This window comes from Streptomyces sp. GL_140 (genome assembly GCF_057834465.1).
Genome location: NZ_CM174404.1, coordinates 451,525 through 478,509, shown reverse-complemented (window position 1 = coordinate 478,509; position 26,985 = coordinate 451,525). Strand labels below are relative to the sequence as shown.

Genomic DNA, 26,985 nt, shown 5'->3' with positions numbered 1-26,985 from the left:
GGGTTCCGTACGTGTACCCATGGAGGTACAGGTGAGGGGCTCCTACGCGGGTACCTCGCGCCCTGGACCGCACCGCAGGAGGAACGCATGCTCGGCACCGACTACCGCACCGGCTCGCCCAACTGGATCGACCTCGGCAGCCCCGACATCCCCCGGGCCGCTGCCTTCTACCGGGCGGTGTTCGGCTGGGAGTTCCATCTGCTGGGACCCGAGACCGGCGGGTACGGGTTCTTCCAGGTCGACGGCAGGACCGTCGGAGCGGTGGGCCAGCTGGACCCGGGGGCGAGCTCCGCGTGGACCGTGTACTTCCAGTCCGAGGACGTGGACGCGACCACCCGGGGCGTACGCGACGGCGGCGGAACCGTCCGCGTCGAGCCGATGGACGTCATGGGGGAGGGGTGGCTCGCGCAGTACACCGACCAGCAGGGCGCCGACTTCGCCATCTGGAAGCCGGGCAAGACGGCCGGACTGGGGCTGACGTCCGCCGACAACACCCTGTGCTGGGTCGAACTGCACGTGCCGGACCCGCTGGCAGCGGTCGAGTTCTACGGCGCCCTCTTCGGGCTGCGCTCGCAGGACATGGACGTGCCCGGCATGACCTACCGGGTGCTCAGCATCGCCGAGGGCGACCAGCAGGACGGCTCCTTCGGCGGGGTGGCGCCGCTGACGGAGGGCGAGACGAACGCGCGCTGGGTGCCGTACTTCGCCGTCGCCGACGTGGACGCCGTGGTGAGCACCGCGCGGACCAGCGGCGGAACGGTGCTGATGCCCGGTGCGGACGTGCCGGACGTCGGCCGGATCGCCTGGCTGGCGGACCCCAGCGGGGCCGTCTTCGCCCTGCTCAAGCCCAATCCGCGGGCGAACTGACCGGACCGCGCGGGCCCGGCCACAGGGGGTACGGGGTGCGGCGAGGGCAATTGGCGTGAGGCGGGCCGTGAGTCGCGTACAGTTGGGTTTACCGACGCGGGGTGGAGCAGCTCGGTAGCTCGCTGGGCTCATAACCCAGAGGTCGTAGGTTCAAATCCTGCCCCCGCTACCAAATGATTCGGCCCCCTCGGCGCTCAAGCGCCGAGGGGGCCGTTTCGTGTGCCCAGGTCCGCCCAGGGTGACCGTCCGCCCCGTTTCTTTTCGCCCCGCCGGTGCGAGAATTCTGGTCACCTCACGAGGGGCGGGGCGATGGGCGGCGGGAAGAAACGGGCGGCGGCCGTACGGGGGCTCGGGCCGCGCGGGATGGCGGTGGCATGGACCGTGGTCATCGTGCTGGCCGCGGCCGGCACGTTCGGGCCGGCGATGTTCGACCCCGGTCTGGGGATCGTCCTCGGCGTCATCGTGCTGATCACGCTGTACGCGTGGGTGCTGCGGCGGATCTCCTTCGGCAGCAGACCCGTACCCCGCTGGGCCAGGACGGCGTACTGGACCGGCGGCGCCCTGATGGTCATCGGCGGGGCGCACGCACCGGACACCTTCCTGGCCCTCACCGGCGAGCAGGGCACGGCCACGGTCGCCTACTCCTCGACGGGGACCGGCGCCCACGGCACGAAGTACACCCGTTGCTGGATCGACCTGCCCAACGGCAACAACGAGCAGCTCCCCGGGACCGGGTCCTGCCCCGCGCCGCACGGCACACCGCTCACCGTCGTCTACTCGCCGGGCGGCGTCGTCGGCCCGATCGTCGGGTCCGAGGACGACCTGATGTGGTGGTGGGCGGCCGCCTTCCAGCTCGCCGGCATCGGACTGCTCACCGCGACGGCCGTGGTGACCGTCCGCGATCCCGTACTGGAGTGGCAGCCGCGGTGGCTGGTGGGACGCTGAAAGGGTGCGTGTCCTAGGCCGTCTCCGGACGGGCACCGGCCCCCTGCCGGCGGCCGCGCGCCGGGCCGTCCGCGTCACCCTCGCCGCCTGCGCCGGCTTCTACGGGTTCCTGTACGGGCTGGACCAGCAGGTCGGCGCCACTTACGCACTCTTCGCGGCCGTCGCGATGGCCGGGCTCTCGCGGATCCCCGGGACCGGCCGCCAGCGGTCCGCCTTCCTCGTCCGGGCGTTGCCCACCGCCTGCGCGCTGGTGATCGTGGGCACCCTGCTCGCCGTACGGACCGGGGCCGCCGTGGCCGGCATGCTGCTCATCGGCTTCTGCGTGGCCTTCGCAGCGGCGGCCGGACCCCGTCAGGCGGGCGCCGCTCCCGGGCTCCAGCTCCTGTACATCCTGCCCAGCTTCCCGCCGTACGCCCCCGACACCATCGGGCAACGGCTGGCCGGCACCGTCACCGGGATCCTGCTGCTGATCCTCGCCGAGCGGTACGTCCTGCCCGACCCCGGCGTCCCCCGCTACCGGGACCGGGTCGCCGAGGCCGCCGCCGGCGCCGCGCGGTGCGCCGCCGCGCTGGAGGAGCCGCCGTACACGCTCGGCCGGGCGCAGGAGGCCCGCGCCGACGCGCTGGCCCAGGCCCTGCGGCCCTCCCGGGTGGCGGAGGCGGAGCGCCCCGCGGGACCCGGCCTGCGCGAACGCGCGCTGGCCCACACCGGGCTGGCGGCGCGCACCCTGCTGGCCAGGCTACGGGCCCTGCCGCCGCCGGATCCGGGCCCGCGGGCCGGGCCGGCCGGGCTGGACCTCGTACGAGCCGTGCGGGATTCGGCGGCCGGGACCGCCGCCCTGCTCGGGCAGGGCCGTCCGCCCGCGTCGGACCGCGCCCTGCACGACCTGCGGAACTCCCTCGCCCACGACCCCGTCGCGGAGCCCGGGTCGGGGCGCCGGCAGGCCGCGCTGGTGGAGCTGGCGGACGCGGCGCTGATCCTGCGCGGCGCCGCCGGGATCGCCGTCCGGGGACGCGCGGCGGCTCCGGACGCGGAGCCGGGAGGGGGACCGGCCGCCGACCGGTACTGGTACGCCCGGCAGAGCACCCTCGAACTCTGGTGGCACCGGCTCGCGGGTCACACCGGTCCCCGGTCCGTGTACTTCCAGAACGCCGTCCGGCTCGCCGTGGCCCTGGCCCTCGCCCGGACCGTCGCCGGGGTCGGCTCCCTGCCGCACGGCTTCTGGGCGATGCTCGCCGTCCTGAGCCTGACCCGCACCACCGCCGTGCAGACCAGGGCCACCGTCCGCCTGGCCCTGATCGGCACCTGCCTGGGCGCCCTCGCCGCCGGCGGGGTCCTCGCGCTGGCCGGGGAATCGAGCCTCGTGTACGCGATCGCGCTGCCGCCCCTGATGCTGTTCGCCTTCTGCGTCGGGCCGGTGCGCGGGGTGGGCTGGGCCCAGGCCATGTTCACGCTGGTCATCGCCCTGGCCTTCGCCCAACTGGCCCCGGTCACCTGGCGGCTGGCCGAAGTCCGGTTCATGGACGTGCTGATCGGCAGCGTGATCGGGATAGTGTGCGGGCTGCTGGCCTGGCCGCGCGGCGCCCACGAGGAACTGGGGCGGGCGGTCGCCGAGCTGCTGCGGGCCTGCGCCGACGACGTCCAGGCGGCAACCGCCGCCGTCGGGCGGGCCCGCTCCGGGGAAGCCGACCAGCGGGTCCGGCGCGCGCTGACGATGGCCGAGACCGCGTACTCCCAGTACCAGACCGAGCGGCAGCGCCCGGCCGGGCCGGGCCGGGACTGGCAGGCCGCGATGATGACGGGCCACCACGTGCTCTGGGGAGCCCGCCGCCCGGGCGGAGCCCCTCCCGGACCGGGCGAGGAAGCCGTGGTCAGGGAGTACGGGGCCTGGGTGGCGGCCGGGCTGCGCAGGGCGGCCGACCGCACCGACCCGGTGCACGCACGGGCCCTTGGACCCGCTGATCCCACCGACGGTCCCGGCCCCGTACCGCCCCGGCCCGCGCCCGCGGCCGCACCGCCCGTGTTCTTCGCCGCGATGGCCTGGCTGGACTCCCTCACCGCCGATCTGGCCCTGCTCGACGGGAGCGCGGCCGCGCCCGCCTGAGCGGCCGAACGGGCCGGTCGGACCGGGCCGGTCGGAACGGGCGGACGCACGCTCAGCGGCGCGGACGGTCCTGGCGCCGGCGGCGCTGGAAGAGCCAGCTGGCGGCGGCCCCGACCAGGAGGGCGACCACGAGGACCAGCCACATCGGGGCCTGCGCCCAGAAGACCCAGAAGTGGATCCGGACCGATCGCGTATTGATGAGGACGAACCAGACGCTCAGGGCCACGAGCAGCGCACCGACGAGAACACGGGGAGAGACGGACAGCCCCGCCGTCCTGCTTCCATGCTGTGTCGTCATGGCCTGTCTCCTCCGCCGTCGAGCGGCGGACATCGCCGCGGATCCCCTCGTTTCAGCCTTTCACGAAGCATGCGACGGCGCACGCCGCGGCGGTTCGGCAGGTCTGTGCGGGCAGCTCGTAAAGTGGCCGGGATGTGGCATGACTTGTTCGACACCGGAATCACCTACGGCGAGAAGGCCGTACGCACCGTCGTGGTCTACCTGGCACTGATCGTGCTGCTGCGGCTGGTCGGCAAACGCGGGCTCGCCCAGTTGAACACCCTCGACCTGGTGGTCATGCTCCTGCTCTCCAACGTGGTGCAGAACGCCGTGATTGGCGAGGACAACTCGCTCAGCGGCGGCCTGTTCGGCGCGGCCGTGCTCATGGCGGCCAATTCCCTGCTGGTCCGCTACGCCGCCCGCTCCGACTGGCTGACCTGGCTGTTCGAAGGCAGTCCCAGCGTGCTGGCGAGGAACGGCGCCTACGACGACCGGGAGGTCCGGCGCCTGGGTCTGCGGCGGAGCGACCTGGACGTGGCGGTGCGCCACCAGGGCGGGGACGGCATCGCCGAGACCGAGCTGGTGGTCCTGGAACCCGGAGGCACGATGGTGGTGGACCTCCGGGACGGCGACCAGACCGCGGACAAGAACGACATCGCGGCCCTGCGGGAACAGCTGGAGCGGCTCCAGCTCAGGCTCGACAGCCTCGGAACCGACGGCGCCCCGGCGCCCCGCTGTTGCGGCGGGGGAGCCGAGGGGCCGGGCGCGGCGCCGTAGAGCCGCCGTGTGTCACACCCCGGCGGCCGTGACCACGGCGTCCGTGGCGAATCCCAGCAGCAGGCCGAGCAGGATGCACCAGGAGGTCAGTTCCTTGGTAGCGGCGCTGCGCCGGGCCACGGCCAGCAGCTCGATGACGACGTAGAGGATCGATCCGGCGGCCAGGCCGAGGAAGGCGATGGACAACGTGTCGTTGACGAGGTGCTGGCCGAGCAGGGTGCCGAGGAACGTCGGGCCGCCGCCGACCACGCCCAGCAGGAGGAGCGTGCCCCAGGAAGGGCGTTCGCCTTCGGCGGCCAGCGGGGCGACGATGCCGAACCCCTCGGTGGCGTTGTGCAGGCCGAAGCCGATCACGAGCAGGACGGCCAGGGAGATCTCGCCCTGCGCGGCCGAGTTGCCGATGGCGAGGCCTTCGGCGAAGTTGTGCAGGCCGATGCCGGTGGCGATCATCAGGGCGAGCTCGCCGGCGTGCGAGCGTCCGGCCGGGGCGAGTTCGCTCGTGGCGGCCGCTCCGGGGCCGGCCGGGCGGACCGACTTGGCGCGCCGGGCGGCGGTCCACCGGTCGTAGTGCACCAGCCCGCCGAGCCCGGCGGCCAGGCCTGCTGACAGGACCAGCCCTCCGGTGATCGAGGAACCCCAATTCCCGTCCGACAGTGCCCCGTCGATGGGCTCCCAGGCGTGGCTGAGGATGTCCCAGACGAGGAAGATCAGGATGCCGATCGCGACGGCGTTCAGGCCGGCCTTCAGACGCGGCGCTGCGTTGCGGAGCCTGCCGATCGGCAGGCCGAGGAAGATGGTGAGACCCGCGATGGCGCCGAGCAGCGCGATCTGAGTGCCGGACATGGAGACTCCGAGGGAAGGGTGTGGCAGGGGATGGCCCACCTCCGAAGGAAGGTAAGGCTGCGCTAACCATAGGCTTCCCGGGCCGTCTTCGTCTACAGGCTGTAGACACTCATGTGCATCGCCCCCCGCTATCGCCCCCGGCTACCGGCCCGCGGACCCCGGGGCCGACTTCGGGAGCAGTCGCAGCAGCGGGGTCGTGGGCGCCTGACCGGACCCGGAGCAGGCCGCCCCCGACAGCTCGTCCCAGTGCGCGGGCAGCCGTCCGTCCCCCATCGGCTTGAAGAGCTGGTCGAGCCGCCCGCTGGTGCAGTGCTCGCGGGCGGGGCACAGCGCCATGCCCACCTCCCATGCCACGTCGGTGAAACCGGCCTCCAGCTCGGCCCGCCGGAGCTCGATCCCGGTGAGGGCGGGCTCCCGCTGGGATTCCTCTTCCGGGGTGACCTGCGGGCCCTGCCGGCCGAGGAGTTCGGTCAGCCGGTCGACCTCTGCCAGGGCCGCGTGCAGGTGCGCGGCCCAGCTCGCGGGTTCCGGGTGGGGCGCCGCGGCCGCGGCGGCGCGGGCCGCCTCCAGCGGGGTCGGGTCGGTCACGGAGATTCCTTCCGTCTCCCGGAAGGCCGGGGTTCTGCGTTCGGACGGCTCAGAATACGTGCGGGCCGGTCAGCAGCGCCGTGGCGCGTTCGATGCGCCGCGTCAGCAGGTACGCGTACGGGGACTCGCCGTAGGCCAGCCGGAACTGGCGGCTGAGTTCCCCGGCGGTCATGCCCGCGCCGCGCGCCAGCGCCAGGACGTCCAGCGGCTGCGCGAACTCCCGGTCGATCCGGTCGCGGACGCGGCGCAGCCGTGCGAGCTCGGTCAGGCGCTGCGCCGCGGCACGCGCACGCCCCCACGCGGGGAGACACATGGGAGAACTCCTCTTCGAAGACAGCGGCAGGGCACGACGGGCTCAGCGGAGCTCTTGGATGCGGATCATGTTGCCCGCGGGGTCGCGGAAGGCGCAGTCGCGGACCCCGTACGGCTGCTCGGTCGGCTCCTGCACGACCTCGGCTTCGCTCGCCCGCACCTTCGCGAAGGTGCCGTCGAGGTCGGGGGTGGCCAGCAGGATCCAGCCGTAGGTGCCCTTGGCCATCATCTCGGCGATGGTCCGGCGTTCGTCCTCGGTGATCCCGGGGTCGACGGCCGGCGGCGCGAGGAGGATGGAGGTGCCCGGCTGACCGACGGGACCGACCGTGATCCAGCGCATCCTGCCCTGCCCGACATCGCTGCGGACCTCGAAGCCGAGGGCGTCGCGGAAGAACGCCACGGACGCGTCGGGGTCGTCGTGCGGCAGCACGGTCATGTGAATGCTGATGTCCATGACGCAGATGCTAGGCAGGACCGCCCGCCCCCCGCTTCTCGAAACCTGCCCGATGGGGGATCAGACGGGTCGCGTCGCGTAGCAGAAGAAGTGCTCCTCGGGCCCCGCGAGGGGACCGGCGGGGACGAAGGTCGAGGTGTGGTGGTGCAGCACCTCGAGACCCGCCCCGGTCAGCCGCCGCAGGTGCTGTTCCACGGAGAGGCTGCTGACGGTGACCGGGTGGCCCATCCACTCGATGTCCAGCCCCCGGATGTCTCCCGGCACCGTGGCCAGCACCAGGTACCCGCCCGGCGCGACCCATGACGCCATCCGGTCCAGGGCCGCCTCGATCTCGGGCTGGTCCATCACCAGGAGCGGGAAGAACGAGCACACGCCGTCGAAGCCGCCGGCCTCCGGTACGTACGTGCGCACGTCGGCCTTCTCGAATCGGGCACCCGGCACCAGGGCGCGGGCCGCCTCGACCATGGCCGCCGAGACGTCGATGCCGGTCACGGCGTGCCCGGCATCGACGAGCACCTGCGCGGCGGGTCGGCCGGTGCCGCTGCCCACGTCCAGCACCCGGGCCCCGGCGGGCAGCCGGTCCACGAGCCAGTCCAGGGCCGCCAGTTGATCGGGCACCCGGCCGAACAGGTCCTCGTAGCGCTCACCCAGCGCGTCGAACAGCTCCGCGGCGCTCTTGCGTCGTGTCGTCATGTCCCCTCCTCGACTCGGCTGTTGTCACGCTACCGGCGGCCGCGGCAGGACACACTGGGTCCGCCCTCATCCGCGCTCGCGCAGGTACGCCTCCAGCTCGGCCGCCCCGGTCAGCATCGCCCGCCCGCGGGCGGACAGCCGGCCGTGCCAGTCGCGCAGCGCGGCCTCCAGCGGCTCCAGCCCGCCGGCCGCCCGGACTTGGGCGATCAGCGGGGCGATCTGTTCCAGCAGGTAGCCGCCCCGCCTGAGCTGGTGGGCCAGCCGGGCGTCCCGAACGTCGGCCTCGTCGTAGACGCGGTACCCGGTCCGCGCGTCGCGGCGCGGGCGCACCAGACCGGCGTGCTCCCACTTGCGCAGCGTCGCCGGCCGGATTCCGAGCCTTCCCGCCAGCGGCCCGATGAACGTGCCGCCGGGCCCGGCCGCCGCGCCCGGCTCGGGCTCCGGGACGGGACCCAGGTCGCGCAGGGCGTCCTCCACGGCCCGCAGGGTCCGCCGGTCGTCGAGGAGCTGCGCGTGGCTCTCGTCGATGAGGCGGAACGCCTCGTCGGCCGCGCCCTCGTTCACGGCCCGCATGATCGAGGTCGCCGTCGGGTGCCCGTGGCCGGGCAGCAGGGCGAGGAACGCGCGCAGGGCCCCCGCGTGCAGCGGCGTATAGGTGCGGTAGCCGTGGGGGGTGCGGGCGGCCGCCGGAAGGATGCCGGCCTCCTCGTAGTTCCGCACCGCCTGCGTGGACAGACCGTGCCCGCGCGCCAGATCGACCGGCCTCAGGCGTTCACTGCTTTTAAGGTTTCGCGCCATGGCCCTGCCGAAAACGCGGGAAAGTTTCAACCGACGGTTAAACGATAGCGTTGAAGGCATGGTCACTGACACCGACATCATGGACTCTGCCCGCCACGTCGGGGCGGCCGCCGTCATGCGGCTGCTCCCGGTCCGGCCCCGGCTCCTCGCCCTGGGCGAGCCCACCCACGGTGAGGACGCCCTGCTCGACCTGCGCAACGAGATCTTCCGGCAGCTCGTCGAGGAGGAGGGCTACCGGACGATCACGATCGAGAGCGACTGCCTGATGGGCCTGGTCGTGGACGAGTACGTCGCCTCGGGCACGGGCTCCCTCGACGAGGTCGTGGAGCGCGGAATCAGCCACGGATGGGGTACCTCCGCGGCCAACCGCGAGCTCGTGCGCTGGATGCGCGCCTTCAACGAAGGCCGGCCCGCGTCGGACCGGCTCCGCTTCGCAGGCTTCGACGGCCCTCTGGAGATCACGGGCGCCGCCAGTCCCCGACATGCCCTCACCGCGCTCCACGGCTACCTCTCGGCCGAGGTGGACCCGGACCTGCTCCCCTGCACCGCGGACACGCTCGACCGCCTGCTCGGCGACGACGCCCCGTGGTCCGATCCCGACGCGATGTGGGACCCGTCCCGGTCCGTGGGGCAGTCGCCCGAAGCCGGCCGGCTGCGGCTGCTCGCCGACGACCTGGTGGCGCTGCTCGAAGAGCAGACACCGAACCTGATCACGGCGACCTCGTCGGAGGACTGGGACCGGGCGTGCCTGTACGGGCGCACCGCGACCGGCCTGCTGCGCTACCACCACTGGATGGCCGACGGCTCACCGGCCCGCATGACCCGGCTGGTGGGCGTGCGGGACCGGATGATGGCCGACAACCTCCTCGCCCTCGCCGCTCGGGGCCCGGTACTGGTCCACGCCCACAACGCCCACCTGCAGCGGGAGAAGAGCAGCATGCGGATGGGCGGGAAGTCGCTGGAGTGGTGGAGCGCCGGTGCGCTGGTCAGCGCCCGGCTCGGCGAGGAGTACGCCTTCGTGTCCACGCTCCTCGGCACGATCCGGCACCGGGACGTGGACGCGCCGCCGCCGGACACCGTGGAAGGACTCCTGTACGCGCTCCCGGAGGACCGCTGTGTCATCGACGCCCGACGGCTGGCCGCCGCCCTCGGCGACACGCCGCCCGCACCCCGCGTGTCGCCCTGGTTCGGCTACGCACCCTTCGACCCGGCCCACCTGGCGGGCAGCGACGGCATCGTCTTCCTCAAGGACGTCCCACGACGACCCTCAGCGCAGTAGCGGCGGGCGTGACGGCGAGCCGGCCCGGCACGGGCCTCACGGCCCCCGCCAGACATTGGCGAAGGCGGCCTTCTCGATGGACCGCCGCTGGCGTACGGCCTCCAGCTCCATCACCGCGTCGTTGACTCCGGCCAGCACGGTCGTCACCGCCTCGTCGTCGAGGCCCGGCTCGTCCTGCGGCTGACCGCCGTCGATCCCCACGGCCGAGGCGAGGGCGGCGAGGACGGGTTCCTCCGCCTGCCGACGGCTCGCGGCCCGGCGGCGCTCGGCCGAATCGGTCAGCTCCAGGCGATCGGCGCCGAAGGGCGACCGGCCGCGCCGTCCGCGGATCAGGTGCCCGTCCTCCTCCAGGGCGGCCTGATAGGCCGCGGACAGGTCCCGGCCCCTGCGCCACAGCCAGTCCTCGACCGGCTCGTAGGGCGCCTGCCGGGTGAGCGCCGCCGACGCCTGGTCGAGCAGCCCGTCCTCCAGTGCCGGCTGCCCGTCCGGCACGATCCGGTCGCCGTCCAGCGAGACGGCCCGCGCACCGATGAGGTCGATCAGTTCGGCTCCCGCGAGTGCGAGTGAGAGGTCTCCCTGTCCCACGGGACGGTCCGGTTGTGTGTCCATGGAGATGATGAACAGGTCTTTCGCCGTGCTCATGAACAGTTCCCCTCGGAGTCGTCGGCCAGCTGTCTCCAGTATCGCCCCGGGCCCCGCGGAGGGGGGCCCGGGGCGCAGGACGCGCTGGAGCCGGGCCCGCCGTTCGCGGGCCCGGCTCCTCCCCTCGGGGCTCGCCCCGGATCAGACGCGGTCGGCCGCGATCAGGAGGTACTGGAACGAGCCGTCCTTGTACGAGTTGATGAACGCCTCCTCGATCCCGGTGACCAGGGAGGAGGTGGCGCGCAGCTCCCAGTAGGGCAGGGTCGCGGGGGTCAGGTCGATGACGGCCTGCGGTACGAGGCGGTTGTCGGCCATGGCGCGCATGTACTCCCGACGGGAGTGGATGTTGCACTCGAAGTGCGCGTTGATCTGGGAGACCCACTTCGAGGGCTGGCCGTAACGCGGGTTCCAGCAACCGGTGATGGTCACGTAGCGGCCGCCGACCGAGAGGATCCGGGAGTGTTCGGCGAAGAGGTCCTGCAGGTCGACGTACATGCTCGACTCGTTGTTCCAGGAGGCCGCGGCCTGCCCGGTCTCGAAGGGCGTGTCGAGCATGTTGCAGACGCGGGCGCGCACGGATTCCTCGATGCCGAGCTCACGGGCGCGCTGGTTCGCGAAGTCGGCCTGCTTCGCCGACAGGGTGACGCCCTCCGCCTTGCAGCCGAAGCGTTGGTGGGCCATCACGAGCGAGCCGCCGCGGCCGCAGCCCGCGTCCACGAGCGTGTCCTCGCGTCCGATGGGGCCCAGGTGGTCCAGGAGGACGTCGGTCTGGGCCGACTCCAGCCGGTGCAGCTCGGCGATCAGCTTCTTCTCGTAATTGCTGTCGGCGGTGTCGCCGAGGGCGGCGTGGTCGATGTCGCCGACGCCGTAGTGGTGGTGGTACAGGCCGTCGACGTCACCGAGGCGCAGGTTCACCGGGCGCGCCTCGTTGTTCCAGTAACGGGCGATGTCGCCCTGGTACGGGGTCGCCGGGGAGGGGATGACCACGGAAGCCGGGGAGGTGGCGATGTTCGTGCTGGTGCTGGTCACAGATGAATCCGTCCTTACCAGAAGTCGGGCAGGCTGTATCGATAGGTGTTGGTCTGGTGCCAGTAGTGGTTGCCGTCGACCCATACGGCCACGCCCCGCAGGAAGCGCAGCATGCTCGGTACGGGGAAGGCGGCGGCCACGTCGGCGGCCGCGGCCTCGAAGGCGTGCATGAGGTCGTTGTGGACCTCCACCGCCTTGAGGAAGGCATCGCGGACCGAGCAGTTCTCGCGTTCGGCGATCACCACCGGAAGGTTCAAGTGCGTTCCGGGGCTGGCCAGTTCCTTGGTGTAGGAGTACAGGTCGTTGACGATGGTGGTGGCGTTCCCGGCGAGCGCGATGACCCGCTGCACCGCGGGCTGTGCGTGCAGGTCCGCCGGAAGCTCGTAGCCGCCCACGGTGTCCGTGATGGTGGGGCAGGGGCGGAAGTTGTTGAACTGCCGCATCGACAGGTACTCCCAGACCTCCGGGACGTAGTCCGTCTCGGCCCAGGCGGCCTCGGCCAGGTACCCCAGGTGCAGCCGGGCCATGTCGTGCCGGTAGCGGTCGGCCTGGGAAGGGCTGGCGGACCGGACGAAGTACTCCATCGCGGAGGCGTAGGCGCGCCGGGGGGCGTCCGAACGCAGCGATTCGGCCCACTTCGGCTGGTACTCCGCCGTCGTGTGCACGGGGTCCAGGGCGGTGTGTGCGAGCAGCAGGCGTCCGCCGAGCCCGACGGGAGAGCCGCCGTGGTCCTCGCAGTAGACGTCGTCGACCGCGTTCTCGGCTGCCATCAGCCTCGTGGCGATCATCAGGTGCTCGACGGTGGGGGCGTCCGGATGGCAGGCGACCATGTACCGCCCCAGCGAGAACCCGTCGAACTGGTCCTCCCAGTCCGGCGGGAACAGCTCGACCTCCTCCACCGCCCACGTCTTGATCCTGCGGCTGACCTCCTCCACCCGGACGGGATCGGGTTCCGGCACCGGGTGGAAGTACAGCCCCGGCACCGGATTCCCTGCCGCCTGCGGGACTTCGGGCGCTGCCGACGCGGCTCCGGACCTGACCGGACGGAGCCCCGCCGCTCCCAGACCGCTGGGGCCGCGCAGGATCCGCTCCAGAGCGGCACCGGCACCGGGCATCCGCAGCGCGGCGCCGCCCTCGAGGAGGGAACCGGCCGCCGACTCGCCCACCACGAGTGGACTTTCCCCGGCCACGGGTACGGCTACGGGTGCTGCCGGTACGAGTACGGGCGCGGGCTCCGCCGCCCGCACGGGCAAGGTCCCTACGACGGGTACGTGCCAGGAAGGCGCTCCGGGCACGGGGGAGGGGCTGGACGGAGCGGGCGGGGTGGAGGCGGCGGCCACGACGGGCGGGGCGGCCACGACGGGCGGGGCGGGCAGGACTGGTGGATCGGGCAGGACGGGCGGGGCGGGCAGCGCGGACGGACCGCTGCCGACGGCTTCGATACCGCGGCCGTGGCCGTGGGCCCCGAAACTGGCCGCGGCGGCAGGCAGGCTCGACTTCGGGGAGGAAGGCCCAGGATCGGGCATCCGTAGCTCCTTGGGGAGATGGTTGGGCTGTCCCGGATCCGGGGCACGCTAGGCCCGGCCGCGGGAAGGCACGGGCCTTCGCGGCCCTGGCGGGGAGCGGGCAGGGGTCGGGCAGGGGTCGGGCCCGCGCGGCCGTGGCGCGGGCGCGCCCCGGCCGTCGCGGCAGGGTTCGCTAGCCGTGCCTGCGGGCGATCTGGACGTTCTCCAGCACGCCGAGCGCGTCGGGAACCAGGATCGCGGCGGAGTAGTACGTGCTGACCAGGTAGGAGATGATCGACTTCTCGTCGATGCCCATGAAGCGCACCGACAGGCCGGGCTCGTACTCCTCCGCCAGGCCGGTCTGCCGCAGGCCGATGACGCCCTGCTTGTCCTCGCCGGTTCGCATCACGAGGATCGAGCTGGTGTTGTCCTTGCTGATGGGGATCTTGCTGCACGGCAGGATCGGGACCCCGCGCCAGGCCGGGACCTGCTGTCCACCGAGGTCGACGTGGTCCGGGTAGAGCCCGCGGGCGTTGAACTCGCGGCCGATCGCCGCGATCGCCTTGGGGTGGGCGAGGAAGAACTTGGAGCCGCGGCGGCGGCAGAGCAGCTCGTCGAGGTCGTCCGGGGTCGGGGGACCGGAGTGGGTCTGGATCCGCTGCTTGAAGGCGGCGTTGTGCAGGAGCCCGAACTCCGGGTTGTTGATGAGCTCGTACTCCTGGCGCTCGCGCAGCGCCTCGATGGTCAGACGGAGTTGCTCCTCGGTCTGGTTCATCGGCTCGTTGTAGAGGTCCGCGACCCTGGTGTGGACCCGCAGTACGGTCTGGGCGATCGAGAGCTCGTACTCGCGCGGGTTGAGGTCGTAGTCGACGAAGGTGCCCGGCAGTTCGGCCTCACCGGTGTGGCCGGCCGACATCGAGATCTCGGCCTCGCCGTGGCGGTTCTGCCGCTGGAGCGGAAGCGAGGCGAACTGCCGTACATGGGATTGGAGGTGCGGAGCACCGGCCACGACGGCGGCGAAGTCGGCGCGGGAGAGGGTGAGCAGGGTCCCGGCGGTCTCGGCGGTGGCGGTGTAGTCCCATGTCGCATCGGCGTCCAGCAGGGCGTTCTCGCCGAACTGGTCGCCGTCGGCGAGGACGGCGACGGCGATCTCGTCGTCGTACTTGCCGACCGAGGTCTGGTTGATCCGGCCGTGGGCGATCAGGTGGATCCACTCGGCGGGCGTACCGCGCTGGACGAGCACCTCACCGGCGCGGAAGTCGCGCTGGACGCAGCGTCCGGCCAGCGCGTTCAGCACGTCCTCGTCGTCGAAGTCGCGCAGTACCGCGAGCTCGCCGAGCTCGCGGGGGATCACCCGGACACGGGAGCCGTCCTGGACGAACTCGATCCGCCCGTCGCCGACGGTGTAGGTCAGCCGGCGGTTCACCCGGTAGGTCCCGCCCTTGGTCTCCACCCACGGCAGCATCCTCAGCAGCCAGCGGGAGGTGATCTCCTGCATCTGGGGCGCGGACTTGGTGGTGGTGGCGAGGTTGCGGGCAGCGGCCGTACCCAGGCTGGACTGTCGGAAATCCGACTGCGCCTCGGGGCTGGTGTCCACGGTCATCAGACTGGCTCTCTTTCGTAAGGGCAGTGATCGACGTCCGCGCGCATCAGCCGGTGAAAGAAGAAAGAAGAAGGCGAATATCCGGGCATTCCGTCGAGATCAGGAGCACACTAACGGCCGCTTCGGCGGATCAGCCCCTGTAAGCCATTGGTATTACCTCGATGCGGTGATCTTGCCCGCAGATGTGTTTAGAGGCAGCTCAGGTGGCATTTCGAGCCTATTCGAACACTTGATGCCGGGCTTGCGGCGCCCGGGCTCGGCCACGCCGTGCGGCAACGGTAAGCTTGATTCTGCCGAAATGGCTGAATTAATGGTCCGCGATGGCGAATTCCCCCGATCGGTGCACCGGTATCGGGTGGCCGAATTCATATGGAACCCCGGCCGGTTCCAATCGTTCTCGAGCCGGTGTCCGGCCCTCGGAGGGGCCGGACACCGACCGTGGGTCAGGAGACGGTCACGAATTTGGCGATGCTCGGCACCCCCTGGGCGTCGAGCGCGAAGAGCATGTAGGTACCCGGGAGCACCACACCGGGATCGGCGGGCACGGACACCGAGTACGTCCCGGTCCCCGTGGCGGTCGACACCAGCGGGACCCGACGCTGGTCGTTGTCGGTGGAGTGCGTCGCGGCCGCGGCCCGCATGAGGACGAAGGAGGCCACCGGCGCCTGGGTGCTCACGGTGAGAGAGGTGCCCGGAGCGGTCCTCGGGGGCACGCCCGCGGTGATGACGGGACGGGGCTTCGGCGAGCCGTCCGCGTTGAGCAGGTACGGCGGGGTGAAGACGGCACCGTCCGGATGGTTGGTCGCGCAGTCACCGCAAAGGCCTCCGCCTCCGGAGAAGATCCGCCCGTCCGGCAACAGGTTGGCCACGCTGTGGTAGTTGCGCGGGACGGCCATGCTGGCGAGCGGGGTGAAGGCGCCCGTGGCCGGGTCCCACAGCTCGGGGGTCAGGACCGAGGTCGCGTCGCTGAACGGCACCGGATAGGACTGTCCGCCGAAGACGGCCACCTTGCCGTCGGGCATGACGACGCTGTTGCTGAAGCCGCGGGCATACCCCATGTCGCCGGTGCGGGCGGCCTGGACCTGGCTGCCGTCGACGGTCACGGTGTAGGCGCGCGGGGTCGCGGGGGTGTTCTGGTAGGCGGGCGAGCCGCCGAGGGTGAGCAGCTTGCCGATGTCGTAGGCGACCGCGTTGCCGGTCATCGCGTCCGCGCTGTCGGCCCGCGGACCCGCGGAGGTGATGCTGCCGATCCCGCTGGTCGAGATCCAGTTCATCTGCTTGCTCGGCCCCACCTGCAGCACCTTGCCGCCCGAAGTGGCGTGCAGCCACATGTGGTTGTCGGCGCGGTACGGTCCGGCCGGGTCGGCCGTCTGGGCCGGCGCGGCGGGGACGCCCGGGAGCCTGCGCCAGGTCCGGGTGTCAGGTGACCAGACCTCGCCGGACTTGTCGCCCGCGGGCCCGCTCCAGGATCCGCCGAGGACGAAGGCCTCGCCGGTGGAGAGCAGGGTCATGGCCTGGTATCCGCGGGCGATGTTCATGCTCGCGGTGGCCGACCAGTCGTCGGTGGCCGGGTCGTAGATGCTCGCCTTCTCCGCGTTGCTGCCCCCGGTGACCAGTACGCGGCCGTCCGCCAGCATCGCGATCCCGGGACAGAACATGTCGTGGCCGGTGTTGTCGATGCGGCGCTGGGTGACCTTGCCCGTCTTCAGGTCCAGGATCGCGGTCTGGGTGTACCCGTTGCTGCCGCCGAAGCGGTCGACGGCGTACGCGGACCAGGCCAGCAGTTTGTCCCCCGGCAGGACGGCGGTGGCCACGGGCACCAGGGGGAAGCCGGTGATCCGGTCCCAGGATCCGTGGACGGCCGGGCTGGCCGGCCCGCTCAGGCGTATCTCCGCGGCCGAGGTCCACGGACCGCGTCCGCCGGCCTCGCTGGTCACTGTCAGGCGTATGAAGCGGGTGTTCTCGGCGCGGGTGAAGGTGGCGGTCTTGACGGTGTCGTCGTCCCGCCAGGTACCGGCGGAGACCGGTGCGCCGAAGGTGGAACCGTCCGTGCTCGTGGCTATGGTGTACGCCCCCGCCCGCCCGTTCGCCCCGTCGGCACGAGGTTGGTAGCTGAGCGCGGAGACGACGGCCGTGCGGTGCATGTCGATGGTGATGCTGTGCGGGAAGGGCGTGGGGGCGCCGCCGCTCCACTTGCTGTGCCAGATGGTGCCGCCGTTCCCGTCGAGCACGTTGGCGGCCCGCCCGCTCTCGCCGGCGCCCTCCTCGTCGCTCGCCGCCGCCGTCCACCCGGTCCGGGGCAGGTCGACGGTGGCCGCCGGGGTTCCGGGGTCACCCAGCAGGTTGATCTCGGCGGCGGAGGTCCAGGGTCCGCGGCCCCCGGCCTCGGTGAGCGCCGTCAGCCGTACGAACCGGACCCCCTGAGGGGCGAACCCGAGCGTCTTGGCGCTGCCGTCGTCCGCGAGGGTGCCGGTGGCCACCGGTCCCGCCCAGCTCTGCCCGTCCGCACTGACACTGATGCCGTACTCGCCGACGCGGCCGTTGCCCCCGTTCGTCCGGGGCAGGTACACGAGCGCGGAGACGACCGCCGTGCGGTGCATGTCGATGGTGATGCTGTGCGGCAGGGGCGCGGGGGCGCCGCCGCTCCACTTGCTGTGCCAGATGGTGCCGCTGTTGCCGTCGAGCACGTTTGCCGCGCGCCCGTTCTCGGCGCTGGTCTCCTCGTCGCTCGCCACGGCCGTCCACCCGGTCCGGTCGAGGACGGGGGCCGCGGGCTCCATGGCGTTCGCCGGGACGATGCCGTGGTGCGGAGACTTGGACGCCGGCTGCTGGTCGAAGGGCGCGAGGGTGGACCCGGGATCGTTGCCCCGGTCGGCCGCGGCCGAACTCTCGACCCCGAGCATCGGCGTCAGCGCGAGCAGCAGCGAGCCGATGCCGAAACCGATCAGCAGATGGGACCGGCGTAACGCGCGGCCGAGGAAAAGGGGGTGCCTGGACTGCAATCTGACCTCCTGAAGCGAACTGGTGCCCGCAGAACATAGGTCGGAACGGCAACAACCCACATGAAAGGAAAGGGAGTCAGCGTGAAACCGCGAGTGCCTGGCCGATTTGGTGCAGGCGTGCGACCGGCACGGGCCGGGGCCCGAACGGCCTTCCGGCGGTGGTGGCCCCGCGGACACGCCCTTAACTTCGGTTCATGGACTCGACGAGTGGCGACCCGCCTGCCGGGACATCGCCTGCCGGGACACCGGCCGGCCTCCCGGCCGGACTCGTCGTCCTGGCCTGGCTGACGCAGTTCCTCGTGGGCACCGACCTCTTCGTGGTGGCCCCGCTGCTTCCCGCCGTCGCGACCTCGCTCCATGTGTCCCCCGCCGGCACCGGGCTGATGATCACGGTGTTCTCCATCGCCTACGTGGTGGCTTCGCCCTTCGCCGGCTGGCTCTCGGACCGCAGGGACCGCGCCACGATCCTGGTGTGGGCCCTGCTGCTGTTCTCGGTGGCCAACATCGCCACCGCCCTGGCTCCGAACTTCGGCCTGCTGCTGGTGACCCGCGTGGTGGCCGGAGTCGCGGCCGCAGCCACCGGCCCCACCGTGTACTCGCTGGTCAGCACCCGTGCAAGGCCCCAGGCGCGGGCCCAGGTGCTGGCCGTCGTGGGCTCGGGACTGCTGACCGCCCTGTGGGTGGGTGCCCCGGCGGGGGCGCTGCTCAGCCAGCACGTGGGCTGGCAGGCCACCTTCGTCATCCTCGCGGCCGGCACGTTCCTGCTGGCCCTGCCCAACGCGTTCGTCTGGCGGGGCGGTCCGGGTTCCGTGAGCGGCGCGCCGAAGGAGGCGGTGAAGGGCGGGCGGAGCGGTACCGGCGTCGCGGTGTTCGCAGTCGCCGTCACCACCCTGTGGGCCTTCGCCGTCTACAGCCTCTACACCTTCCTGGCCATCGCCCTGCACTCCGACGGCAGGAAGGGCGATGTCACGTGGCTGCTCGTCGTCTACGGGGTCGCGGCCGTCATCGGCGGGCAGCTCGGCGGCCGGTTCGCCGACCGGGCCGGCGCCGTACGCGTCACGAGGGCGGCTCTGGCCCTGACGGCCGTACTGGAGGCGGCGGTGGCCCTGGTCTATCCGGCCACCTGGGCCCTGGCCTGCGCGCTGGGGCTCTTCGCGCTGGCGGCCTACGCGTTCTTCCCCGCCCAGCAGCGCCACCTGGTGGACATGTTCCCCGAGCGTGCGACCGGGATGCTGTCGTGGAACAACAGCGCGCTGTTCGTGGGCCTCTCCCTGGCGGGCGCCGTCGGGGGACAGGCGGTGGACGTCCTCGGATACCCGACGTTCCTGTACATCGGCGCCGCCGTGGCCGTGGCGGCGTGCCTGATGGCCGGCGGGCGCCCCGCCCGTCGGCCCCGCCCGGCCCCGCCCACCGGACAGGAGCCCCGGACATGACGGATTCCCCTCCCTCTTCCCCTTCCCCAGGCTCCTCCGAACCGACGCCGCCCGACGGCGGCCGGTACGGAGCGGACCTGTTCGAGCCGGAGCACCCGCGCGAGGCCGAGCGCATCGACGACGCCGCACTGGCCTACGACCCCGTCACCACCCGGCGGCTACGGGAACTGGGCGCCGGGCCGGGCATGCGCTGCCTGGAAGTGGGCGCCGGGACCGGAACGGTGGCGCGCTGGCTGCTGGAGGAGGCGGGCGTCGACGAGGTGGTCGCCCTGGACCGGGACACCAGTGCCCTGACCGGCCTCGCGGGCCCCCGGCTGCGGATCGTCACCGCCGATCTCACGGACGAGGAGCTGCGGCCTGGCACATTCGATCTGATCCACGCCAGGTTCGTCCTCATGCACCTGCCCGAACGCCGCCGACTCCTGTCGCGGCTCGCGGGCTGGCTGGGCCCCGGAGGCCGGCTGGTGCTCGCCGACGCCGTGGAGCTGCCCGATGCCCTCGACGCCTCTTCCGCCTACCGGCGGACCATGGACGCCATGTGGCAGGCGCTGAGAACGACCATCGGCACCGACACGTCCACCGTCCCGGCGTACCCGCACTTCCTGAGGGAGGAGGGCCTCCAGGACGTCGCCGCCGAACTCTTCGCTCCGCCACTGTCCGCCGGCGGCCCGGCGGCCCTCTTCTGGTCGCAGACGTGGAGCCGGATGCGTCCCGCCCTGGAGGAGACCGGCCTGGTGGACGCCGCCGTCGTCGACGAGGCCCTGGCCTACCTGGCCTCGCCCGGGCTTGCCGAGCTCGGACCGGGCATGATCATGGCCTGGGGCCGGCGGCCCTGACGGCTGTGGCAGCATGGCGGAAGTGCTGAACATAGAGATCAACGGCCGCAGTGCCACCGTCGAGGACGTGCACAGGGCCGCGACGTGGAACTACGGCCATTTCACCTCGATGCAGGTGCGTGAAGGGGTGGTTCGCGGCCTGGAACTGCACCTGGGGCGGTTGGAAGCGGCCTCGCACGAGCTCTTCGCGGATGCCGTCGAAATCGACGGGGACAGGATCCGGGAGCTCGTCCGGCACGCGCTCGGTGACGAGCGCGCCGCCTCGGTCCGAGTGACCGTCGTGCCCGCGGTCACCACGCCTTCGGCCACCGACGTCATGGTGTCGGTCTCCGGTCCCGTTTCCGATGTCCCGGCCCCGGCCCGGCGGGTGGTGACCACGACGTACGAGCGCGACCTGCCCCATCTCAAGCACATGGAAGGAGGGCCGCCGATGCCCGCAACACTGCCGGTACCGATCGAGTTCCGCATACCCGGGGGCCGCCCCGCCGTGCGCCCGCGGACCGGGGAAGGGGTCTGACGATGGGTCGGCTCTGGGACAAGTACATGGGCACCGTGCGGCCGGACGAGGGCGCCACGGCGATCCCCACGCAGGAGCTGCGCGCCGCCCTGCTCGCGCTGAACGCCCCGGGCGCGGCGTTCACCGTGCGTGAGACCGGCAGCGAAGCAGCCCACCTGGTGGCGGAGTGGAAGGTACTGGAACCCCCCACGGGCTCCGGCACGACCCGTCGGCAGGTGGAGCGGACCTTCAAGATCTGGATGCGCCTGCTCCCCGTGGAACGCGAGGTGCGGGCCGTGGACGAGCAGTGGGCCGTGACCCGGGCCGGCAACCCGCCAGGCCACACCGTGCGGCGCGAACACGGTCGCGGCCCCATCCACCACGTACAGAAGGAGTGGACCTTCGAGCGGGGGCCCGACGGACGCCGACGCAAGGTGGAGACCTTCAGCCTGGACACCCGGGAAGTGAAGGACCCGCTGCGCAGGACCGCCGTAGCCGCCGGCTGGACCTGGCGCGGCGCGCACAAGCTCTGAGGGGCTCTCCCGCCGGTGCCGAAAAAACTTCGGCCGAGGATGTCGAGAACCCGTGCCCGGCTCCGTCCCAGGAGTGAATGCGACCAAAATGGGTCGCATCCGCACCGAGGAGAGCGACCATGGCCAAGTACCTGCTGCTCAAGCACTACCGCGGCGCCCCGGCCCCGGCCAACGACGTCCCGATGGACCAGTGGACCCCGCAGGAGATCACTGCGCACGTGCAGTACATGCACGACTTCGCGGCCCGGCTCGAGGAGACCGGCGAGTTCGTCGACGGTCAGGCGCTCGCCCCCGAGGGGACATGGGTCCGGTACGACGGCGAAGGCCGTCCGCCGGTCACCGACGGACCGTTTGCCGAGACCAAGGACCTCATCGCGGGCTGGATGGTGATCGACGTCGACGGCTACGAGCGCGCCGTCGAGCTGGCCGGGGAGCTGTCCGCCGCGCCCGGGGCGGGCGGGAAGCCGATCCACGAATGGCTGGAGGTGCGCCCCTTCCTGGCCGCGCCCCCCACCATCACGGAGTGAGCCCTCAGATGAACGAGGCCCTGCTCCGGAGCCTCACACCGAGCGTGCTCGGGATCCTCGTCCGCCGCGGAGCCGACTTCGCGGCGGCCGAGGACGCCGTACAGGACGCACTGGTCGAGGCGGTCCGCGTCTGGCCGGTCGAACAGCCGCGCGACCCGAAGGGCTGGCTGGTCACCGTCGCCTGGCGCCGGTTCCTCGACGCGACACGGTCGGACGTCGCCCGCCGCCGACGGGAGGAGCTTGTGGACGAGGAGCCCGCCCCCGGGCCCGTGCCCGCGGTGGACGACACCCTCCAGCTCTACTTCCTGTGCGCCCACCCGTCCCTGACCCCCTCCTCCGCGGTCGCGCTCACACTGCGCGCCGTCGGAGGACTCACCACCCGCCAGATCGCCCAGGCCTACCTGGTGCCCGAGCCGACCATGGCGCAGCGCATCAGCCGGGCCAAGCGCACCGTCGCGGGCGTCCGGCTGGGCGAGCTTGGCGACGTCGCCACAGTGTTGCGCGTCCTCTACCTGGTCTTCAACGAGGGCTACTCCGGCGATGTGGACCTCGCTGCGGAGGCCATCCGGCTCACCCGCCGGCTCGCGGCCTCGATCGACCACCCCGAGGTGGCCGGGCTGCTCGCCCTCATGCTGCTCCACCACGCCCGGCGTGCCACCCGGACCGGGCCCGACGGCGCTCTGGTGCCGCTGGCCGAACAGGACCGCGGCCGGTGGGACACGGACCTGATCGCCGAGGGCGTCGACATCCTGCGGGCGGCCCTCGCACGCGACCGGCTGGGCGAGTTCCAGGCCCAGGCCGCCATCGCGGCCCTGCACGCCGACGCGCCCACCGCGCAGGAGACCGACTGGGTGCAGATCGTCGAGTGGTACGACGAGCTGGTGCGCCTGACCGACAGCCCGGTCGTCCGGCTCAACCGCGCGGTGGCCGTCGGAGAGGCCGACGGACCGCGCGCGGGCCTGGCGGCGCTTGCGGCGCTGGACGACTCCCTGCCCCGCCGCACCGCGGTGGCGGCCTACCTCCACGAACGCGACGGAGACCCGGCGACGGCGGCACGCCTGTACGCGGAAGCGGCCCACAAGGCCGCCAACCTCGCCGAGCGCGACCACCTGACCCGCCAGGCCGCCCGGCTCAACACCCGAGGGCGGCACTGAGGCATCGTGCCCGGATCAGGTTCCGGCCAGCTCGGCGGCGCCGAAGGAGACGTCGAAGCGGTCGCACCAGATGGTGACGCTGGTGTACTCGGCGAGGTTCACGTCCGCGGGGATCTCGTAGTTCTGGTCGCCCTTGTTCCCCTTGAGCCTGCCCAGGCTGACGTACTTGCCGTCGTCGAACACCCGCCAGCCGGCCGTGCCCTCCTTCACCGGCGCGTCCGTCAACCAGACCCGCAGGTCCGGCCCGTTGCTGGTGTCGAGGTCCTCCAGACGCAGGGTGCGGGAACCGTCGGACAGCCGGATGAGCTTCGCGGTCCCGGTGGTGGTGTGCTCGTGGCTGATCAGCCGCCCCTGGGCGAGCGTCTGCGGACCGCCCGCGGCGGGAGCCGACCGCGCGGCCGGCAGGGCTTCGTCGACCGCCTCGTCCTGCCAGAGCTTCCACGGCTGGAACCAGTACAGCACCACACCCAGCACCACCACGGCCGTGACCATCGCGCCGATGACCGACCCGCGCCGCGTCTTCCCGCTTCCCACGCCGACTCCCTCGCTCCCGTACCCGACCCGATCCCCTGACCGGTCCCCTTCAGTCAACGGCCTCGGAGCGCGCCGGACCATGACTCCAGGCATGACGATTGCCTTACGGGCACTCCGGCGCGGGCCGCCGGGGCCGGGTTGCGGGGCGGGCGGCGGGGAAGCTGGCAGGATGACGGCATGGAACGTGTGCTTGGAGTCGGCGGGTACTTCATGAGGGCCGCCGATCCGGTGGCGCTGGGAGCCTGGTATCGCGAATGCCTGGGCCTGGACGCCGACGAGAACGGCCTGTGGCGTCCGGAGGCAGGGTTGACGGTGTTCGCGACCTTCGAGTCCGGGACCGAGTACTTCGGCTCCCGCACCCAGCAGACGATGCTCAACTTCCGTGTCCGCGATCTGGACGCGATGCTCGCGCAACTGCGGGCCAAGGGAGCGGACGTGGCCGAGGAGACCCAGGACATGGACGGCGTCGGCCGGTTCGGCTGGGTCACCGATCCCGAGGGCAATCGCGTCGAGCTGTGGCAGGCCGCCTGACGATCCGTCCCGTGGCGGAGACGACCCCGCCCCGAAGGGGTTCCCTGCCTCAGTGCGGGTGACCGGTTCGGCGTAGGGCGCCGGGTGTGGTGCCGTACCACCGTTGCACCGCCCGGCGCAGCGCTCGGGCGTCGGCGTAGCCGCTGCGGGCGGCAATCGCGTCGATGCTGAGGTCGGTGTCGTGGAGCAGCCGCGTGATGTGCGTCCGGCGCAGGGTCTCGACCTCGGTGGTCCATGTGGTGGCGTGTTCGTCGAGCCGGCGCTGCAGGGTCCGCGTGCTGATGACCATGCGCCGGGCCACGTCGGGCAGCGTCGGAGTGGCCTCGTAGTGGAGGGAGGCCAGGGCGGTGCGGAACAGGTCCAGCCAGCTGTGCAGTGGGATCGCGTCGGCGAGGTTCTGCTCGGCGTGCCTGCGGAGCACGGCGGAAAGACCGGGCTGGGCGTGCGGTGTCGGGGCCTTCAGGTCGCTCGTGAGGAAGGTGATGGAGCTGACCGGTGCCCCGAACTCGATGGCGCGGGTGCCGTACAGCTCGATCAGGGCGTCGTGCCGGCGGGGAGCCTCGGTCGCCAGGGTGACGCGGATCGGAACGAGGCGCCGCCGCACGGCCTCGCCGAGGCGCCGCTGGTACAGCCCGAGCGCGTAGGCGAGGATGGCGCAGGCCGCCTCATGGGTCAGGTCCGAGTTGTTGAGGTGGCTGATCGTGACCTGTTCGCCGTCCTCGGTGACGCGCAGGGTCTCGGTGCCGGCGTCGGCGACGCTGCCTATGTAGGTGGAGGCGTCCCGTATCCCTTCGAGCGGCGTCGGCGCCGAGGTGATCAGGTAGTCCCAGACCCCCAGGGAGCCGAGGGGCGACTGCTCCGCCATCAGCAGGGACACATCGGCCCAGGGCGCGTGGACGGTCGACAGTTCCGCGATGCGGATGCTCGTGGCCGCGGGGGTCCGGCACAGGTCGTCATTGAGGTGTTCGGGTTTCAGGCCCAGCATGTGTGCGTATCCGTCCGGGGGTACGCCCAGCAGACGAGCGGCATTGACGTTGAGACGGGTGAGGGCCGAAGAGGTCGTTCCCTGATGCGCGTGCGAGACCACAAGGCCGGAGCATATGTCAGGCCGAAGTGCTCGATCACCTCCGGAGTCCGGCGCCCGATGCCCCCATCGTGACGCGGAGGGTCCCCCGTGGCCGGATCGGGTACGAAGGCCCGCCCGTTCCGCCGCCGACTGGCCCTGTGAGCAAGCGCTTTCGAGTGACTGCACCGCTCGGCCTTGTGCGGGCCGCGGCCGAGGCCGCCGACCATCGGCGGTGGTCGTTCGTGTCACGGACGTGATCCGTCGCCAGCCGCGGAGGAGATTTCGTGCAGGTCCTGCTCATCGCCAGTGCCTTCAACAGCCTCACGCAGCGCGTCCACGCCGAGCTGCGCGACCACGGCCACCGGGTGGCGGTCGAACTCGCCGTCCCCGGCGCTTCCATGACGCCGGCCGTCGAACGCCACCAGCCGGACCTGGTCATCGCCCCCATGCTGCGCACGGCGATCCCCAAGGAGGTCTGGTCCGCCCGGACCTGTCTGATCGTCCATCCCGGTCCGGTCGGCGACCGCGGTCCGTCCTCGCTCGACCGGACGGTCCAGGAGGGGCGGACCCGCTGGGGCGTGACCGTCCTCGAAGCCGTCGAGGAGATGGACGCCGGTGACGTCTGGGCCTCCGTCGAATGCGCCGTCCCGCCGGTCGCCAAGAGCGATCTGTACCGCGGTGAGATGGCCGACGCCGCACTCGAAGCGGTCCTGCTGGCGGTCGAACGCTTCGCCTCCGGCACGTACACCCCTCAGCCCCAGCTCACCGGCTGCGCACGCCCGTACCTGCGGCAGGAACACCGCCGCATCGACTGGGAGACGGACTCCACCGAGCGGGTGCTGCGCGTCCTGCGGGCCGCCGACTCCCAGCCCGGCGTACGGGACGAACTGCTCGGTGGCGAGTGGTACCTGCACGGCGGCCACCCCGAGGGCCGGCTGCGGGGGCGCCCCGGTGAGCTGCTGGCCACCCGGGCCGGGGCGCTGTGCCGGGCGACGACCGACGGCGCCGTCTGGATCCCCGAACTGCGGGCCCGGCGCGTGCCGGGGGAACCGGCGTCCGTGAAACTTCCCGCCACCGTGGCCCTCGGCGACCTGTTGCGGCCGCCGCATCTGCCGCGCCCGCTGCCCGAGCACCCCGCTCCGCCGTCCGGTGCGGCCACCGGGCACGTGCGGACCTGGTCCGAGACCGAGTACCGCGAGGAGGGCGGGGCGGGTTTCCTGACCTTCTCCTTCCCCGGCGGGGCCATGAGCACCGAGCGGTGCCGGCGCCTGCTGGACGCCTACCGGACCGCCTGCTCCCGCCCCACATCGGTACTCGTCGTCAGCGGCGGCCGTGACTTCTTCTCCAACGGCATCCACCTGGGCGTCATCGAGGCCGCCGCCGACCCGGCCGAGGAGTCCTGGGCGAACATCAACGCCATGGACGACCTCGTCGAAGCCGTCCTGACCACCACCGACCGCCTCGTCGTCGCGGCCCTCGGCGGCAACGCCGCCGCGGGCGGCGCCATGCTCGCCCTCGCCGCCGACGAAGTGTGGTGCCGCTCGGGCGTGGTGCTCAACCCCCACTACCGCCTGATGGGGCTGTACGGCTCGGAGTACTGGACGTACACGCTGCCGCGCCGCGTGGGGGCGGCCGCGGCCACCCGGCTCACCCGCGAAGCCCTGCCCGTCAGCGCCGCCGCCGCGCTGCGGATCGGCCTGGCCGACCGTACGGTCGCCTGCACGCCCGGGGCCTTCGCCGACGTGACGGCCCGCCTCGCCGTGCGACTGGCCGGTTCGCCCGGGGCGCAGGCCAGGATCGCCGAGAAGAAGGCCCGCCGCGAGTCCGACGAGGCGATCCGGCCACTGCTCGCCTACCGGGACACCGAGCTGGCCCGGATGCGGGAGACCTTCTTCGATCCCGAGGCCCCGTACCACGCCCTGCGCAGGGCGTTCGTGCGCAAGGAGACTCCAGCGGCCACCCCGGCCCACCTGGCCCTCGTCCACGGTGGCGGCCCCTGGCACGGCGACGGCCCCGCGGCCGGCCCGCTCCCGCGGCCGGGTGCCACCGGACCGGGCGCCACCGGACCGGGTGTCACTGGACTGGGCGTACAAGACCGCGCACCGGGCCCTCCCACCTGTTAGCAAGAAAGGTGAAGCCGGCATGCCGACCCTGCCG

Annotated in this window: 26 protein-coding genes, 1 tRNA gene and 1 pseudogene; 14 read left to right on the top strand and 14 right to left on the bottom strand. The window is 72.3% G+C overall.

Annotated features, from left to right (window positions below):
• The first annotated feature begins 87 nt into the window (after positions 1–87).
• The 4 genes from AC3IYJ_RS02430 (at position 88) to AC3IYJ_RS02415 (ending at position 3,916) form a co-directional block, all read left to right on the top strand.
• Entirely contained in the window at positions 88–867 is a 780-nt protein-coding gene (locus AC3IYJ_RS02430; RefSeq protein ID WP_489399673.1) for a VOC family protein, read from the top strand.
• 95 nt (positions 868–962) lie between these two features.
• Positions 963–1,039 (top strand) — tRNA-Met (locus AC3IYJ_RS02425).
• Positions 1,040–1,176: 137 nt separating this feature from the next.
• Positions 1,177–1,812, top strand: coding sequence for a hypothetical protein (locus AC3IYJ_RS02420; RefSeq protein ID WP_489399672.1), 636 nt, complete (start codon positions 1,177–1,179; stop codon positions 1,810–1,812).
• Between the two features lie 4 nt (positions 1,813–1,816).
• Positions 1,817–3,916: an FUSC family protein gene (locus AC3IYJ_RS02415; RefSeq protein ID WP_489399671.1), complete on the top strand. Its 2,100-nt coding sequence runs from the start codon at positions 1,817–1,819 to the stop codon at positions 3,914–3,916.
• A gap of 52 nt (positions 3,917–3,968) precedes the next feature.
• On the opposite strand, the gene AC3IYJ_RS02410 is transcribed toward AC3IYJ_RS02415, so the two are convergent.
• On the bottom strand, positions 3,969–4,214 hold the full coding sequence (locus AC3IYJ_RS02410; RefSeq protein WP_489399670.1) for a lipopolysaccharide assembly protein LapA domain-containing protein: 246 nt from the start codon (positions 4,212–4,214) through the stop codon (positions 3,969–3,971).
• Positions 4,215–4,346: 132 nt separating this feature from the next.
• On the opposite strand from AC3IYJ_RS02410, the gene AC3IYJ_RS02405 reads away from it, so the two are divergent.
• Positions 4,347–4,970: a DUF421 domain-containing protein gene (locus AC3IYJ_RS02405; protein WP_489399669.1), complete on the top strand. Its 624-nt coding sequence runs from the start codon at positions 4,347–4,349 to the stop codon at positions 4,968–4,970.
• A 12-nt stretch (positions 4,971–4,982) separates the two neighbouring features.
• On the opposite strand, the gene AC3IYJ_RS02400 is transcribed toward AC3IYJ_RS02405, so the two are convergent.
• The 6 genes and pseudogenes from AC3IYJ_RS02400 to AC3IYJ_RS02375 form a co-directional block, all read right to left on the bottom strand.
• Entirely contained in the window at positions 4,983–5,813 is an 831-nt protein-coding gene (locus tag AC3IYJ_RS02400) for a ZIP family metal transporter (RefSeq protein ID WP_489399668.1), read from the bottom strand.
• Between the two features lie 141 nt (positions 5,814–5,954).
• Entirely contained in the window at positions 5,955–6,401 is a 447-nt protein-coding gene (locus AC3IYJ_RS02395) for a hypothetical protein (protein WP_489399667.1), read from the bottom strand.
• Positions 6,402–6,471: 70 nt separating this feature from the next.
• Positions 6,472–6,714 (bottom strand): annotated as a pseudogene (locus AC3IYJ_RS02390) (AraC family transcriptional regulator); the annotation flags it as partial.
• A 42-nt stretch (positions 6,715–6,756) separates the two neighbouring features.
• On the bottom strand, positions 6,757–7,167 hold the full coding sequence (locus AC3IYJ_RS02385; RefSeq protein ID WP_489399666.1) for a VOC family protein: 411 nt from the start codon (positions 7,165–7,167) through the stop codon (positions 6,757–6,759).
• Positions 7,168–7,227: 60 nt separating this feature from the next.
• Positions 7,228–7,860: a class I SAM-dependent methyltransferase gene (locus tag AC3IYJ_RS02380; RefSeq protein ID WP_489399665.1), complete on the bottom strand. Its 633-nt coding sequence runs from the start codon at positions 7,858–7,860 to the stop codon at positions 7,228–7,230.
• Positions 7,861–7,926: 66 nt separating this feature from the next.
• The gene (locus AC3IYJ_RS02375; protein ID WP_489399664.1) at positions 7,927–8,658 is read right to left on the bottom strand and encodes a TioE family transcriptional regulator; all 732 of its coding nucleotides are present in this window, start codon (positions 8,656–8,658) and stop codon (positions 7,927–7,929) included.
• Between the two features lie 58 nt (positions 8,659–8,716).
• On the opposite strand from AC3IYJ_RS02375, the gene AC3IYJ_RS02370 reads away from it, so the two are divergent.
• On the top strand, positions 8,717–9,937 hold the full coding sequence (locus AC3IYJ_RS02370) for an erythromycin esterase family protein (protein ID WP_489399663.1): 1,221 nt from the start codon (positions 8,717–8,719) through the stop codon (positions 9,935–9,937).
• A gap of 36 nt (positions 9,938–9,973) precedes the next feature.
• Here AC3IYJ_RS02370 and AC3IYJ_RS02365 read toward each other — a convergent pair whose 3' ends face one another.
• The 5 genes from AC3IYJ_RS02365 to AC3IYJ_RS02345 form a co-directional block, all read right to left on the bottom strand.
• Positions 9,974–10,579 carry a GOLPH3/VPS74 family protein gene (locus AC3IYJ_RS02365; RefSeq protein ID WP_489399662.1) on the bottom strand — a complete coding sequence of 202 codons (606 nt, stop codon included), beginning with the start codon at positions 10,577–10,579 and terminating at the stop codon, positions 9,974–9,976.
• 141 nt (positions 10,580–10,720) lie between these two features.
• Entirely contained in the window at positions 10,721–11,692 is a 972-nt protein-coding gene (locus tag AC3IYJ_RS02360) for a geranyl diphosphate 2-C-methyltransferase (protein ID WP_489399661.1), read from the bottom strand.
• Complete coding sequence (locus tag AC3IYJ_RS02355) at positions 11,623–13,134, bottom strand: family 2 encapsulin nanocompartment cargo protein terpene cyclase (protein ID WP_489399660.1); 1,512 nt, start codon at positions 13,132–13,134, stop codon at positions 11,623–11,625. The genes AC3IYJ_RS02360 and AC3IYJ_RS02355 overlap by 70 nt, the downstream gene beginning before the upstream one ends.
• 172 nt (positions 13,135–13,306) lie before the next feature.
• On the bottom strand, positions 13,307–14,716 hold the full coding sequence (locus tag AC3IYJ_RS02350) for a family 2B encapsulin nanocompartment shell protein (protein WP_489399659.1): 1,410 nt from the start codon (positions 14,714–14,716) through the stop codon (positions 13,307–13,309).
• 443 nt (positions 14,717–15,159) lie between these two features.
• Positions 15,160–17,718 (bottom strand): galactose oxidase family protein, encoded by a 2,559-nt coding sequence (locus tag AC3IYJ_RS02345; RefSeq protein WP_489399658.1) that lies wholly within the window; start codon positions 17,716–17,718, stop codon positions 15,160–15,162.
• Positions 17,719–17,912: 194 nt separating this feature from the next.
• On the opposite strand from AC3IYJ_RS02345, the gene AC3IYJ_RS02340 reads away from it, so the two are divergent.
• The 6 genes from AC3IYJ_RS02340 (at position 17,913) to AC3IYJ_RS02315 (ending at position 22,697) form a co-directional block, all read left to right on the top strand.
• Complete coding sequence (locus AC3IYJ_RS02340; protein WP_489399657.1) at positions 17,913–19,151, top strand: MFS transporter; 1,239 nt, start codon at positions 17,913–17,915, stop codon at positions 19,149–19,151.
• Complete coding sequence (locus AC3IYJ_RS02335) at positions 19,148–19,987, top strand: class I SAM-dependent methyltransferase (RefSeq protein ID WP_489399656.1); 840 nt, start codon at positions 19,148–19,150, stop codon at positions 19,985–19,987. Before AC3IYJ_RS02340 ends, AC3IYJ_RS02335 begins: the two co-directional genes overlap by 4 nt.
• A 22-nt stretch (positions 19,988–20,009) precedes the next feature.
• The gene (locus AC3IYJ_RS02330) at positions 20,010–20,504 is read left to right on the top strand and encodes an aminotransferase class IV (RefSeq protein WP_489399655.1); all 495 of its coding nucleotides are present in this window, start codon (positions 20,010–20,012) and stop codon (positions 20,502–20,504) included.
• 2 nt (positions 20,505–20,506) lie between these two features.
• Complete coding sequence (locus AC3IYJ_RS02325) at positions 20,507–21,016, top strand: hypothetical protein (protein ID WP_489399654.1); 510 nt, start codon at positions 20,507–20,509, stop codon at positions 21,014–21,016.
• Positions 21,017–21,135: 119 nt separating this feature from the next.
• Positions 21,136–21,543, top strand: coding sequence for a YciI family protein (locus tag AC3IYJ_RS02320; protein ID WP_489399653.1), 408 nt, complete (start codon positions 21,136–21,138; stop codon positions 21,541–21,543).
• A gap of 8 nt (positions 21,544–21,551) precedes the next feature.
• Positions 21,552–22,697: an RNA polymerase sigma factor gene (locus AC3IYJ_RS02315; RefSeq protein ID WP_489402663.1), complete on the top strand. Its 1,146-nt coding sequence runs from the start codon at positions 21,552–21,554 to the stop codon at positions 22,695–22,697.
• A 15-nt stretch (positions 22,698–22,712) separates the two neighbouring features.
• On the opposite strand, the gene AC3IYJ_RS02310 is transcribed toward AC3IYJ_RS02315, so the two are convergent.
• The gene (locus AC3IYJ_RS02310) at positions 22,713–23,189 is read right to left on the bottom strand and encodes a DM13 domain-containing protein (protein ID WP_489402662.1); all 477 of its coding nucleotides are present in this window, start codon (positions 23,187–23,189) and stop codon (positions 22,713–22,715) included.
• Positions 23,190–23,408: 219 nt separating this feature from the next.
• On the opposite strand from AC3IYJ_RS02310, the gene AC3IYJ_RS02305 reads away from it, so the two are divergent.
• Positions 23,409–23,762 (top strand): VOC family protein, encoded by a 354-nt coding sequence (locus AC3IYJ_RS02305; RefSeq protein ID WP_489399652.1) that lies wholly within the window; start codon positions 23,409–23,411, stop codon positions 23,760–23,762.
• A 49-nt stretch (positions 23,763–23,811) separates the two neighbouring features.
• Here the strand turns inward: AC3IYJ_RS02305 and AC3IYJ_RS02300 are convergent, their stop codons facing one another.
• Positions 23,812–24,849: an AraC family transcriptional regulator ligand-binding domain-containing protein gene (locus AC3IYJ_RS02300; RefSeq protein ID WP_489399651.1), complete on the bottom strand. Its 1,038-nt coding sequence runs from the start codon at positions 24,847–24,849 to the stop codon at positions 23,812–23,814.
• 263 nt (positions 24,850–25,112) lie between these two features.
• Here AC3IYJ_RS02300 and AC3IYJ_RS02295 point away from each other — a divergent pair, with 263 nt between their 5' ends.
• A complete protein-coding gene (locus AC3IYJ_RS02295) occupies positions 25,113–26,951 on the top strand; it encodes an enoyl-CoA hydratase-related protein (RefSeq protein WP_489399650.1) in 1,839 nt (612 codons plus the stop codon).
• Positions 26,952–26,985: the final 34 nt, after the last annotated feature.

Coding starts and splice junctions, on each gene's coding strand:
- AC3IYJ_RS02430 (WP_489399673.1), top strand. CDS start 88: ATGCTCGGCACCGACTACCGCACCGGCTCGCCCAACTGGATCGACCTC.
- AC3IYJ_RS02420 (WP_489399672.1), top strand. CDS start 1,177: ATGGGCGGCGGGAAGAAACGGGCGGCGGCCGTACGGGGGCTCGGGCCG.
- AC3IYJ_RS02410 (WP_489399670.1), bottom strand. CDS start 4,214: ATGACGACACAGCATGGAAGCAGGACGGCGGGGCTGTCCGTCTCTCCC.
- AC3IYJ_RS02405 (WP_489399669.1), top strand. CDS start 4,347: ATGTGGCATGACTTGTTCGACACCGGAATCACCTACGGCGAGAAGGCC.
- AC3IYJ_RS02400 (WP_489399668.1), bottom strand. CDS start 5,813: ATGTCCGGCACTCAGATCGCGCTGCTCGGCGCCATCGCGGGTCTCACC.
- AC3IYJ_RS02385 (WP_489399666.1), bottom strand. CDS start 7,167: ATGGACATCAGCATTCACATGACCGTGCTGCCGCACGACGACCCCGAC.
- AC3IYJ_RS02380 (WP_489399665.1), bottom strand. CDS start 7,860: ATGACGACACGACGCAAGAGCGCCGCGGAGCTGTTCGACGCGCTGGGT.
- AC3IYJ_RS02375 (WP_489399664.1), bottom strand. CDS start 8,658: ATGGCGCGAAACCTTAAAAGCAGTGAACGCCTGAGGCCGGTCGATCTG.
- AC3IYJ_RS02370 (WP_489399663.1), top strand. CDS start 8,717: ATGGTCACTGACACCGACATCATGGACTCTGCCCGCCACGTCGGGGCG.
- AC3IYJ_RS02365 (WP_489399662.1), bottom strand. CDS start 10,579: ATGAGCACGGCGAAAGACCTGTTCATCATCTCCATGGACACACAACCG.
- AC3IYJ_RS02360 (WP_489399661.1), bottom strand. CDS start 11,692: ATGGGTCGACGGCAACCACTACTGGCACCAGACCAACACCTATCGATA.
- AC3IYJ_RS02355 (WP_489399660.1), bottom strand. CDS start 13,134: ATGCCCGATCCTGGGCCTTCCTCCCCGAAGTCGAGCCTGCCTGCCGCC.
- AC3IYJ_RS02350 (WP_489399659.1), bottom strand. CDS start 14,716: ATGACCGTGGACACCAGCCCCGAGGCGCAGTCGGATTTCCGACAGTCC.
- AC3IYJ_RS02340 (WP_489399657.1), top strand. CDS start 17,913: ATGGACTCGACGAGTGGCGACCCGCCTGCCGGGACATCGCCTGCCGGG.
- AC3IYJ_RS02335 (WP_489399656.1), top strand. CDS start 19,148: ATGACGGATTCCCCTCCCTCTTCCCCTTCCCCAGGCTCCTCCGAACCG.
- AC3IYJ_RS02325 (WP_489399654.1), top strand. CDS start 20,507: ATGGGTCGGCTCTGGGACAAGTACATGGGCACCGTGCGGCCGGACGAG.
- AC3IYJ_RS02320 (WP_489399653.1), top strand. CDS start 21,136: ATGGCCAAGTACCTGCTGCTCAAGCACTACCGCGGCGCCCCGGCCCCG.
- AC3IYJ_RS02315 (WP_489402663.1), top strand. CDS start 21,552: ATGAACGAGGCCCTGCTCCGGAGCCTCACACCGAGCGTGCTCGGGATC.
- AC3IYJ_RS02310 (WP_489402662.1), bottom strand. CDS start 23,189: ATGGTCACGGCCGTGGTGGTGCTGGGTGTGGTGCTGTACTGGTTCCAG.
- AC3IYJ_RS02305 (WP_489399652.1), top strand. CDS start 23,409: ATGGAACGTGTGCTTGGAGTCGGCGGGTACTTCATGAGGGCCGCCGAT.